Here is an 11,289-nt window from a genome sequence, read left to right on the forward strand (position 1 = left end):
CCTAGCAGCCTGTCGGACTTTCTCGCTTCATCTGAGGATAATCCCGGCACCGCCTAGCCGATGCCCCGTATGAGCCGCCTTCGCCCGATCGACCGCAAGACCGACTACCTGCTTCCGCCGTCGCTGGACGACTGGTTGCCTGAAGACCACCTGGCCCGTTTCATTCTCGAAGCCATCGAACGACTCGACCTGGGCGCGCTGACCCGCGTATGGCGGACGCGGCAGCGCCGCCTATCACCCCGAGGTGCTGCCCAGTCTGCTGGTCTACGGCTATACCAGCGGGACCTTTTCCAGTCGCAAGATCGAACGCGCCACTTACGACTCGCTCGCCTTCCGTTACCTGGCCGCCGGCAGCCACTCCGATCACGATACCCTGGCCAGCTTCCGCCGCCGTTTCCTCGACGAGTTGGCCGATATCTTCCTCCAGGTGCTGGAACTGGCAGGCGAAATGAAGCTGCTCAAGCTCGGCACCATCAGCCTCGACGGTACCAAGCTACACGCTAATGCCTCACGCCACAGCGCGCTTTCCTATGGCCATATCCAGGTGCTCGAGCGCCAGCTCAAGGACGAAGTGCAGGAGCTCCTGGCACTGGCCGAGAGCGCCGACCAGGCGGAGCTCCCCGACGGCATCGACCTGCCCGACGAGATCAAGCGCCGGCAAGATCGCCTGCTCGCCATGGACGCCGCCAAGGCCAAGATCGAGGCGCGCGCCCGCGTGCGTTTCGAACAGGATCAGGCCGCCTACCAAGAGAAACTCGCCAAGCGTGCGGCGCGTGCCGCACAAACCGGTAAGAAGCCTGGCGGCAAGCCGCCCAAAGCCCCGCTGCAAGGGCCTGCGGCGCACGAGCAAATCAACCTCACCGACGAAGACTCGCGCATCATGCGGGTGACCGACGGCGGCTTCGAGCAGTGCTACAACGCCCAGGCAGCGGTGGATACCGACACGCTGCTGGTGGTGGCCCAGGACCTGACTCAGGCGGGCAACGACAAGCAACAAGTCGTCCCCATGCTGGCCGAGCTCAAGGCGCTACCGGCCTCGTTGGGCCAGGTGCAGGCGCTGCTCGGGGACTGTGGATACAACAGCGAAGGCAACATTGCCGCCTGCGAAGCGGCCGACATCGAACCCTACCTGGCGGTGGCACGCGAAGACCACCACCCCGACTGGCGGGCACGCTTCGAGGAACCGGCACCGCTCGACGCGGATGCCAGCGCCCAACAGCGCATGGCGCACAAACTCAAGAGTCAGCCGGGACGCCGCCTCTATGCGCTGCGCAAACAGACGGTGGAGCCGGTGTTCGGCATCATCAAATCGGTCATGGGATTCCGTCAGTTTCTGCTGCGGGGCATGGACAAGGTGAGCGGGGAATGGCGCCTGGTCTGTCTGGCCTGGAATTTGAAACGCATGGCCGTTTTGCGCCACAAATCCGTCCCATGCAGGTAAAGATGGGCTAAACCCGCTCGAACTCTGGAAATTCGGGCAAAAAACACCCGAAAAACGCCTGAGTAGTGAGCGAATCGCTTTGCCTTCGCTACTGATGCCCACTCGTGAATCAAGTCCGACAGACTGCTAGGAGGGAGGTGTCCTCGATGCATCAAGAGTATGACCGTGCCAAGTTGCTCGAAGAGGTCTGGACTGAGCCGGTACAGACCGTTGCATTGCGCTACCAGCTTTCGGATGTGGGCCTTAAAAAGCTGTGTAGCCGCCTGTTGATTCCAACGCCTCCGCGAGGCTACTGGGCGAAACTTAAAGCGGGACGCACAGTGCCAGGCCGTCCAGCACTTCAACCGTATAACGGTAATCCTCGGCATCTCTATCGGATTGTCGCTCAACCGGTGCCGGCACCGAGGGGAACGTTCCTGTAGATGAGCGCGCTTAGAGCCTGTGCTGGCGTTTGAGCGTGATCCTGCTAATTACATCCAGGTACCGAGCCGGGGAACACGTTGGCATCATGTCGTCGCGGCCACGCGCGATGCGTTTAACGCCGGCTTTAAAAACAGCCGAGGTGCTGCTGCTACCTGGCAAGTGGGCTGGGCACCTTCGAGATTTTCCTATCAGACTTGTTAATAAAGTCCTGAGCATGGTGCTGAGTATCACTGTATCCCCGTCAATCGCTGAGCCGGGTGATCAAGTGGTTGCCAAGAGGCCGTAAGACTGGCATCGTAATGACAAATGTCTTTACGTGGAGGCCGCCCCCATGGCTTCGATCAATATCCGCATCGACGATGAGCTTAAAGTCCGCGCGTACCGGGAACTAGAAAAGCTAGGCGTCACACCTTCTGAACTGATGCGCCAAACCCTGCAATACGTGGCCGAGCGCGGCCAGTTGCCCTTCCGCCCGGTATTGATGACCGAGGAGGATGAGGCCCTGATTGCTACGGTGCGCGAACGCCTTGCTGCTCCCCAGCGCGTGAAGGTCTCGCTGGATGACCTATAGCCTCGAATTCGATGCGCGGGCACTGAAGGAGTGGCGCAAGCTGGGGGATACCGTCCGCGAGCAGCTTAAGAAAAAGCTCGCGGAGGTGCTGGTCAACCCGCGCGTCGAGGCGAATCGACTTCACTCACTACCCGACTGCTACAAGATCAAACTGCGCAGCAGTGGTTATCGCCTGGTGTACCAGGTGATCGACCATGAGGTGGTGGTGTTTGTTGTCGCGGTGGATCGACGTGACCATGAGCAGGCTTACCGCAAGGCCGCTGAGCGGCTCAAATAACGCGCTGCCTGCGTCATACAGAGTTTGGTTTCGATGCGATGAGTAATGACGATCTGCTTGAGCAACTGCGGGCTGAGAATGCTCGCCTGATCGCATTGCTGGACGCGCATGGCGTCGAGTGGCGGCTACCGGCTGAGCTGGCAGAGCCTGAGCTGGCTGTTGCGCTGCCGCCGCTAGTCCCGGTTCTGGATACCAATGAGAAGCTGGCACTGTTCAGGCGACTGTTTCGGGGCCGTGCCGATGTGTTTCCCATGCGCTGGGAAAGCAAGGCCGGGAAGTCCGGCTACTCCCCCGCATGTGCGAATGAATGGCGCCCAGGTGTGTGCGAGAAGCCTCGAATCAAATGCGGCGATTGCTCGTACCGGCAGTTGCTACCGCCGACCGACCAGGTGCTCTACAAGCATTTGGCCGGAGAGATTGTCATCGGTGTTTACCCATTGCTGCCGGATGACACCTGTTACTTCCTGGCTGTGGACTTTGATGAAGCCGACTGGCGTGAGGATGTCACGGCCTTTGCCCAGTCATGTCGTGAGTTGGGTGTGCCGGTTGCGGTAGAGGTTTCTCGCTCCGGTAATGGCGCGCATGCCTGGATATTCTTCGAGAGTAACGTCTTGGCCTCCGAGGCGCGGCTGCTCGGCTCGGCGATTATCAGCCACATCTGTGAGCGCACACGGCAGCTGACGCTGGGTTCGTATGATCGGCTCTTCCCTAATCAGGACAGCATGCCCAAGGGTGGTTTCGGCAACTTGATTGCCCTGCCCTTGCAGAAGAGGGCTCGTGCTCAGGGCGGCAGTGTTTTTGTCGATGAGACGCTGGTGCCCTATCCCGATCAGTGGGCATTTCTGGCTAGTATCCAACCCATGCTGGTGAGGGACATCGCACCGGTCACTCTGCGAGCAAGTGGCGGTCGCCATCCGTTGGGTGTCGCTGACCTAACAGATGATGATGGTGCTAAGCCCTGGCAGCGCACACCGGAAAAGACTCAGAAACTGACCTGTCCGTTACCAGCGTCGGTGAGCGTGACCCTGGCCAACCAGATCTATTTCAGTAAGTCGGAACTGCCCCAACCTTTGGTCAACAAGCTCATTCGGCTGGCGGCATTTCAGAATCCGGAGTTCTACAAAGCTCAGGCCATGCGCCTTCCTGTGTGGAACAGGCCCCGGATCATCGGATGTGCCGAAAACTATCCGCAGCACATTGCCCTGCCGCGCGGATGCCTGGATGACGTCCAGGCACTGTTGGATGAAAACAAGGTAGAGCTGGTGCTGCATGATGAGCGCTTCGCTGGGGAGCCCATCGATGTCTGCTTTGTGGGAAAGCTACGTTCTGATCAGGAGGCTGCACTGGCGGCTATGCTGGGGCACGACACCGGCATCCTCTGCGCTCCGACTGCATTCGGAAAAACTGTCACTGCTGCTGCCTTGATTGCCCGGCGTGGCGTGAACACGCTGGTACTCGTTCACCGAACGGAACTGCTCCAGCAGTGGAAAGAGCGATTGCAGGCGTTTCTGGGGGCAGACAAGAAGACTGTTGGCAGCATCGGCGGCGGTAAGGCCAAGCCGACCGGGATCATCGATGTGGCGGTCATGCAGTCGCTATCGCGGCAAGGTGAGGTCAGCGAACAGGTAAAGAACTACGGGCAAATCATCATAGATGAATGCCATCACCTGTCGGCGTATTCGTTTGAGGCCCTTCTCAAGGCTGCCCCTGCGAGGTACGTGCTGGGACTGACCGCAACTCCAATCCGGCGCGACGGCCAGCAGCCGATCATTTTCATGCAGTGCGGGCCGATTCGGCATACCGCATCGAGGCCTGAGAGTGCGCCTGCTGAGTTGACGGTGATCCCCAGGTGGTTGCCCCGTCCTATCGTCATGCCAGAAGGCGCTGGTATTCAGGACGTCTTCTTGCAGGTATGCAGCGATGCGGAGCGGACAGACAAGATTGTGGCTGAGGTCGAAGCCGCTTTTGGCCAGGGGAGAAAGATTCTGCTGCTGACGGAGCGGACGGATCATCTCAGTTCCATTGAGGAGAGGCTGGCTGGGCGAGTCGAAAACCTGTTTACCCTGCATGGGCGGATGCCCAAGAAGCAGCGTACTGCGCTAATCGGCGAGCTGGAAGCGCTGCCACCCTATGCACCCAGGGTGATCCTGGCCACTGGGAAACTGGTCGGTGAGGGGTTCGATCATCCTGCGCTGGATACTTTGGTACTGGCGATGCCGGTTTCCTGGAGGGGCACCCTCCAGCAGTATGCGGGTCGCCTGCATCGGGAGCATGCTGATAAAGCCGATGTTCGTATCATCGATTTCATCGACTCCGGGCATCCAGCCTTGCTGCGTATGTGGAGTAAGCGCCAGGCTGGCTACAAGGCAATGGGCTATGAATTTGTCGATTCATCCAGCTCAATGGAGCTTCTGTCACAGGACTGAAAAGGCCTTAAAGCGTGCGACAGATGGGGATTCAGCAAAGCCGGGAACCCCGCTATGCTGCGTTCAATTGACGGATTAGCAATCCGTTCAGCCCAGCGCCCACTTGGCTGGGAGGCTGCGGGTTGTGAGGCTTGTAGCGCCCGAAGGTAGGGCATACGGAAAGTGCCATTTATTTCGGTAATTTCGACGGAAAGTGCCACTTTATCTGGCTCAATCATTCCAGTTATTGTGCCCATTCCTCTCGTAAGCCATTGATTTATAAAAGGCGCTGAATGCCACGTTTATCGCCCATCGACATTTTTTGTTGACGGGCAGATTTAAGTGTCGTGTACCCACAAAATGAAATCAGCTATCTAAAGATGTCGCCTTTGTAAATCCCAAGCCCTGGCTCCTCGTGCCGGGGCTTTTTTCTTGGCAGTTCAAAGAGAAGTATCACAACGACAGCAATGCCAAGTGGTTGCCAAAAAAAGCGGTAAGACTGCCATCGTAATGACGAATATCATTACAGGTATCTGCTGGGTGATACCGTTCGCCAGCAGCTGAAGAAAGCTCGCTGAAGTATTGCGGAATCCGCGGATTGAAGCCAACCGTCTCCATTCGCTGCCGGACTTCTACAAGCTCAAGCTGCGCAGCGGCGGCTACCGCTTGGTGATCGACCATGAGTGGTGGTGTTTGTGGTCGCGGTTGATCGCCGTGAACGTGAGCAGGCGTACCGCAAGCAGCTGAGCGCCTCAATAGCTGGCTGGATCAGCTGTTCCCTTACGACTAAAAGGTGGCCTGGGCACGATGGATGGTGGTGATCTGCTTGAGCATTTACGGGCCGAAAATGCTCGTTTGAGTGCGCTGTATCAAGCGGATGGCCTACGGTTACCGAGATAACGCTTACTTCTTCCTCAAGATCAAAGCGGCGTTTCCCGAAAAAGCGCGATGAACCTTAAAAAGCTACGGGTAACGACGAGAGGCGTTAAACCGATGGGATCACCCAGAAGCATCGTGACCTCTCGTATTCATCCGACTGGGACTGGATGAACCTAGCGTTGCCGTAGCTAAAGAGGAGAGTAGCGAACAGCGTGTTAAGTACCGGGTCAGCTGCGCAAGAAGGCCAGCAAATCCCGATTGATCACGTCGGGATGGGTAGTGCACATGCCGTGCGGGTACTTCTCGAACACTTTTAGCGTGCCATGTTTCAACAACTTGACGGACAACAGCGCGGAGTCGGCGATGGGAACGATCTGATCGTCGTCACCATGCATCACCAAGGTGGGGACGTTGATGGCACGCAGATCATCTGTGAAATCGGTCTCGGAGAACGCCTTGATGCCGTCATAGTGTGCCTTCACCGAACCGGCCATACCCTGTCGCCACCAATTCAGGACGACGCCCTGGGATACCACGGCCCCTGGACGGTTGAAGCCATAGAACGGGCCCCCAGCGACATCCAGGTAGAACTGAGCCCGGTTGGCGGCCAGTTGCTTGCGGAAGTCATCGAAAACTTCGATGGGCAGCCCACCTGGATTAGCGAGGGTCTTTACCATGATCGGCGGCACCGCGCCGATCAACACGAGCTTGGCTGTACGCCCTTGCGCTTGCCCATATTGGGCGACGTAGCGTGCGGCCTCTCCGCCGCCGGTTGAATGACCGACATGCACCACGTTGCGCAGGTCCAGATGCTGCACCACCGCCGAAACATCCGCGGCGTAGTGGTCCATATCATGACCGTCGCTAACTTGGGACGAGCGGCCATGTCCACGCCTATCATGGGCGATGACCCGGTAGCCCTGCTGAACAAAGAACAACGCCTGGCTATCCCAATCGTCGCTGCTCAATGGCCAGCCATGGTGAAACATCACGGGTTGGGCATTCTTCGAACCCCAGTCCTTGTAAAAGATGTCAACGCCGTCTTGGGTGGTTACCTTGCGCAATGTCATTTCCCTCTGTTGCTTGGAAGAAGCGTGTTCAGGCGTAAGTGCGGCGAAAGCCCCGGGGGAGGCTGCGGACAAGGCTGCGGCACTCATGCCTAGAATCAGAAATTGTCGTCGGTCAGGGCTGTCAGCCCGGTGATCCTTGATATCGTTCATGCTTGACTCCGTATTGGGCGGCGCGCATCCGAGACATGGGATTCCCATGACTGTCTGAAACCATACGCGCGATAAAAAGTTACTTGTCCTGCACCTTGGCAACGACCTGGTCGGTCGTCATCAGACCATTGGCGATGTAACGGAAATCGACCAAGGCGCTGCCGTAACCATCGCCATCAGGGAGCTTTGGCCCTGCGATGGCATCACGCACCACCACCACCTCGAAACCACGCTCGAGGAATTCGCGCAGGTGCGACTGTACGCACAGGTTGGATGCCATACCGACCAGTATGATTTTGTCGATCCGTTGCTTGCGCAGTTGCAGCATCACGTCATTGCTTTGCGGGCCATACAACTTGTGAGGTGATGCGACGATGGTTTTGCCATCCTCGATGAACTGTTTGAATTCCGGCATGAAGTCGGCGCCGGAGTTGCTGAAACCATCCAAGATCAGAGCGCCCTTGCGGTCGAACAGACCGAGTTTGTGCTGAACGGTCTCAGCTGGCGCTTCGTACTGCCATGTGTGGTCGTGTGGATAGTAGTAGTGCGGCGAGATGGCAACCGTCGCACCGGCTTTCTTGAATGCTGTGAACAACCGCGTCAGGTTGGAAACCAGATTCTGCTCGGTGACGCTCTCGCCGAAGACTGGCCATCCAGCGCCCTTGGGGCTCATGAAATCGATCTGTGGATCGATTACCACCATAGCGGTTCGACTGCTGTCCCATTCGAAGGTGGAAGCCGGAAGTGCGGGTTTAACGGGGTCGGCGTATGGATTCCCGGCGGCGAAGCCGATGGCCGGGGTTGCAATGATGGCGCCCGTCAAGGCTAACCAAGAAACCATTTTTCTAGGATGGAGTGCGGCGATGGACATCTGCAAGTCCTCAATATAGGTGGCGCACTCACATTACTGCCGACAGCATGCTTGATAAGGACGTTTATCCTTGGATTACGGCCATTATTGGCCTGCCATCGCTCCTCGCGTTGACCCTGCGAAGGGCAGTGCATGTAATGGTTTTCCAGTCAGGTAACAGATGGGGTTCATCGCCATGTCCCGTCACATTTGCTTCTTGGTCTACGCGGATTTCGTGTTGCTGGATCTGAGCGGTCCACTCGAGGCGTTCTCCCATGCCAATCGTGCACGGCCCTCGGCATACCACTTCACGATCGCCTCAATGGAAGGTGGGTCCGTGCGCACCTCCGCAGGCCTGGAGGTGGCAACGGCCGCGCTGCACACCATCGAGCACCTCGACACCCTCATCATCGTAGGCGCCCCTGCCGTGCCTGCGGGTGGCTGGGTGAAGCTTATGGCCACTGCCATCCGCCATCTCTCGACGCGCGCCCGGCGGACAGCCAGCGTCTGCACCGGGGCGTTCGTTCTGGCCGAAAGTGGCCTGCTCGACGGTCGAGTCGCAACCACGCACTGGAACTACGCCCCGCAATTGCAGGCACGCTATCCGTCTTTGCGCGTGGATGGAGATCGCATCTGGACCGAGGACGGACATGTCTGGACATCCGCGGGCATGTCGGCAGGGATCGACATGGCCCTGGCAATGATCGAGCAGGACGTGAGCAGTGACGCGGCGCGCTTCGTAGCACGTATGCTGGTGGTCTATTACCGCCGGCCGGGGGGACAGCGCCAATTCTCTTCCCTGCTGGATTTCGACCCCAGCTCAGACCGCATGTCCGCAGTACTGAGTTATATACGCATTCATCTGCGCGAGGAACTCTCGGTGCAACGCCTGGCGGAGGTGGCCCACATGAGCGCCCGCCAGTTCAGCCGGGTTTTCGCAGCGACCATCGGCGTGACGCCGTCGAAAGCCATCGAACGTCTTCGCGTCGAGGCTGCAAGGCCATTAATTGAGGCGGGCAACCAGAGCTTCGAAGAGATAGCCAGAGGCCAGGGATTCGGCAATGCAGATCATATGTTGCGCAGCTTCCAGCGGGTAATCGGAAGGACACCACAGGAACTGCGTCGGGCGATCCGTCAGGCCAGGGAAGAGGGGCGTGCCGCAGGCGCAGGGCACATGACGTAAACCGGCAAATGCACAAGAACGTCCAGCGCTTGTCTGCTTAGTTCAATAACTCATTCCGAATTACAGCCAGCTTTGCTCGATGCACGGAGCTGATAATGACTCAGCCGTTTTGCTCCAGCGGAACGGCTTGGCCGAATGTTCGTTATGAGCTATGGGATATTGATGCGCTGATTCATCCAGCTCAATGGAGTGCCGGTGAAGGGGCTAATGAGTCCTCGCCAGTCATCGTGCCCATTTCCCTCGCCGATGGAACCCCGGCCGTAAGCCCGGGTTCTTTTTATTACGGATAGTCAAAGTGCATCGAGCCGACTGCTTTAATCAATTTCGGAAACTCCCCTGGCCGGCGTAAGGTTATCTTCATCGAAGTTATCCACCTTATCGCGCCCGAGGGGCGAGCCAACTTGAAACGGGGTATAGCCTAATGTTGGACACCAATCTCAAGACCCAGTTGAAAGCCTACCTGGAGAAGGTCACGCAGCCTTTCGAGATCGTCGCGTCCCTCGATGACGGCGAGAAATCCCAGGAAATGCTGAGCCTGCTGCAGGACATCGCCAGCCTCAGCGACAAGATCACCCTGAAGACCGACGGCGACGATGCGCGCAAGCCGTCGTTCGCGCTCAACCGCATCGGCGGCAACATCAGCCTGCGTTTCGCCGGCATCCCCATGGGCCACGAATTCACCTCGCTGGTCCTGGCGCTGCTGCAGGTCGGCGGCCACCCGTCGAAGACCGCGCCCGAGGTGATCGAGCAGATCAAGGCGCTCGACGGCGAGTACCACTTCGAAACCTACTTCTCGCTGTCCTGCCAGAACTGCCCGGACGTGGTCCAGGCGCTGAACCTGATGGCCGTGCTCAACCCCAACGTGCACCACGTCGCCATCGACGGCGCGCTGTTCCAGGACGAAGTCGAGCGCCGGCAGATCATGTCGGTGCCGAGCATCTACCTCAACGGCGAGCTGTTCACCCAGGGCCGCATGAGCGAGGAAGAAATCCTCGCCAAGCTCGACACCGGCTCCAGCGCCCGCGATGCCGAGAAGCTCAAGGCCAAGGACGCCTTCGACGTGCTGGTGGTCGGCGGTGGTCCGGCCGGTGCGTCGGCGGCCATCTACGCCGCGCGCAAGGGCATCCGCACCGGCGTCGCGGCCGAGCGCTTCGGCGGCCAGGTGCTCGACACCATGGCCATCGAGAACTTCATCTCGGTGAAGGAAACCGAAGGCCCGAAACTGGCCCGCGCCCTGGAAGAGCACGTGCGTGAGTACGATGTCGACATCATGAACCTGCAGCGCGCCAGCAAACTGATCCCGGCGGGCGAAGACGGCCTGCATCGCGTGCAGTTCGAGAACGGCGGCGAGCTCAAGGCCAGGACCCTGATCCTCGCTACCGGCGCGCGCTGGCGCGAAATGAACGTACCGGGCGAGCAGGAATACCGCGGCCGTGGCGTCGCCTACTGCCCGCACTGCGACGGCCCGCTGTTCAAGGGCAAGCGCGTGGCGGTGATCGGTGGCGGCAACTCCGGCGTGGAAGCGGCCATCGACCTGGCCGGCATCGTCGCCCACGTCACCCTGCTGGAATTCGGCGAGCAACTGCGGGCCGACGCCGTGCTGCAGCGCAAGCTGCAGAGCCTGCCCAACGTCACCGTGCTGAAGATGGCGCAGACCATCGAGGTCAAGGGCGATGGGCAGAAGGTCACCGGCCTCACCTACAAGGATCGCGCCAGCGATGCCGTGCACGACGTCGAACTGGAAGGCATCTTCGTGCAGATCGGCCTGTTGCCCAACAGTGACTGGCTCAAGGGCAGCGTGGAACTGAGCCGCTTCGGCGAGATCATCGTCGACGCCAAGGGCCAGACCACTGTTCCCGGCGTGTTCGCCGCGGGCGACGTGACCACGGTGCCGTACAAGCAGATCGTGATCGCCGTGGGCGAAGGGGCCAAGGCCTCGCTGAGCGCCTTCGACCACCTGATCCGCACGTCAGCGCCGGCCTGACGCAGGGCGCGGGTGCGGAAAACCAAAGGGAGCGGATGCGAGTCCGCTCCCTTTTT

The 11,289-nt window shown here is 59.2% G+C and carries 7 protein-coding genes and 3 pseudogenes; 7 read left to right on the forward strand and 3 right to left on the reverse strand.

Annotation, left to right across the window (positions count from 1 at the left end):
- Positions 1-69 precede the first annotated feature (69 nt).
- From IN820_RS01775 to IN820_RS01795, 5 genes and pseudogenes are all read left to right on the forward strand, one after another.
- Positions 70-1,441: pseudogene (locus tag IN820_RS01775) on the forward strand (IS1182 family transposase).
- Positions 1,442-2,195: 754 nt separating this feature from the next.
- Positions 2,196-2,435: a type II toxin-antitoxin system RelB/DinJ family antitoxin gene (locus IN820_RS01780; protein ID WP_193679333.1), complete on the forward strand. Its 240-nt coding sequence runs from the start codon at positions 2,196-2,198 to the stop codon at positions 2,433-2,435.
- Positions 2,425-2,712: a type II toxin-antitoxin system RelE family toxin gene (locus tag IN820_RS01785; protein ID WP_193679334.1), complete on the forward strand. Its 288-nt coding sequence runs from the start codon at positions 2,425-2,427 to the stop codon at positions 2,710-2,712. Before IN820_RS01780 ends, IN820_RS01785 begins: the two co-directional genes overlap by 11 nt.
- A gap of 38 nt (positions 2,713-2,750) precedes the next feature.
- Complete coding sequence (locus tag IN820_RS01790) at positions 2,751-5,138, forward strand: TOTE conflict system archaeo-eukaryotic primase domain-containing protein (protein ID WP_193679335.1); 2,388 nt, start codon at positions 2,751-2,753, stop codon at positions 5,136-5,138.
- A 512-nt stretch (positions 5,139-5,650) separates the two neighbouring features.
- Positions 5,651-5,938, forward strand: a pseudogene (locus tag IN820_RS01795) (type II toxin-antitoxin system RelE family toxin).
- A 285-nt stretch (positions 5,939-6,223) separates the two neighbouring features.
- Here IN820_RS01795 and IN820_RS01800 read toward each other — a convergent pair.
- Positions 6,224-7,066 carry an alpha/beta fold hydrolase gene (locus tag IN820_RS01800; protein ID WP_376779397.1) on the reverse strand — a complete coding sequence of 281 codons (843 nt, stop codon included), beginning with the start codon at positions 7,064-7,066 and terminating at the stop codon, positions 6,224-6,226.
- A 229-nt stretch (positions 7,067-7,295) separates the two neighbouring features.
- Positions 7,296-8,087, reverse strand: coding sequence for an isochorismatase family cysteine hydrolase (locus IN820_RS01805; protein ID WP_193679336.1), 792 nt, complete (start codon positions 8,085-8,087; stop codon positions 7,296-7,298).
- 160 nt (positions 8,088-8,247) lie between these two features.
- Between IN820_RS01805 and IN820_RS01810 the strand changes: the two genes are divergently transcribed.
- Positions 8,248-9,249, forward strand: coding sequence for a GlxA family transcriptional regulator (locus IN820_RS01810; RefSeq protein ID WP_235989046.1), 1,002 nt, complete (start codon positions 8,248-8,250; stop codon positions 9,247-9,249).
- A gap of 37 nt (positions 9,250-9,286) precedes the next feature.
- Here the strand turns inward: IN820_RS01810 and IN820_RS01815 are convergent.
- Positions 9,287-9,399, reverse strand: a pseudogene (locus tag IN820_RS01815) (IS630 family transposase); the annotation flags it as partial.
- A 271-nt stretch (positions 9,400-9,670) separates the two neighbouring features.
- Here IN820_RS01815 and ahpF point away from each other — a divergent pair.
- Positions 9,671-11,233 carry an alkyl hydroperoxide reductase subunit F gene (gene ahpF, locus IN820_RS01820; protein ID WP_193679040.1) on the forward strand — a complete coding sequence of 521 codons (1,563 nt, stop codon included), beginning with the start codon at positions 9,671-9,673 and terminating at the stop codon, positions 11,231-11,233.
- Positions 11,234-11,289: the final 56 nt, after the last annotated feature.

Origin of the sequence: Pseudomonas lopnurensis (assembly GCF_015070855.1) — a bacterium.
In the GTDB taxonomy this organism is placed as follows: domain Bacteria; phylum Pseudomonadota; class Gammaproteobacteria; order Pseudomonadales; family Pseudomonadaceae; genus Stutzerimonas; species Stutzerimonas lopnurensis.

Excerpts from the sequence above, each read along its gene's own strand:
- IN820_RS01780 (WP_193679333.1), top strand. The coding sequence starts at position 2,196 with ATGGCTTCGATCAATATCCGCATCGACGATGAGCTTAAAGTCCGCGCG.
- IN820_RS01810 (WP_235989046.1), top strand. The coding sequence starts at position 8,248 with ATGGGGTTCATCGCCATGTCCCGTCACATTTGCTTCTTGGTCTACGCG.
- ahpF (WP_193679040.1), top strand. The coding sequence starts at position 9,671 with ATGTTGGACACCAATCTCAAGACCCAGTTGAAAGCCTACCTGGAGAAG.
- IN820_RS01805 (WP_193679336.1), bottom strand. The coding sequence starts at position 8,087 with ATGTCCATCGCCGCACTCCATCCTAGAAAAATGGTTTCTTGGTTAGCC.
- IN820_RS01790 (WP_193679335.1), top strand. The coding sequence starts at position 2,751 with ATGAGTAATGACGATCTGCTTGAGCAACTGCGGGCTGAGAATGCTCGC.
- IN820_RS01785 (WP_193679334.1), top strand. The coding sequence starts at position 2,425 with ATGACCTATAGCCTCGAATTCGATGCGCGGGCACTGAAGGAGTGGCGC.
- IN820_RS01800 (WP_376779397.1), bottom strand. The coding sequence starts at position 7,066 with ATGACATTGCGCAAGGTAACCACCCAAGACGGCGTTGACATCTTTTAC.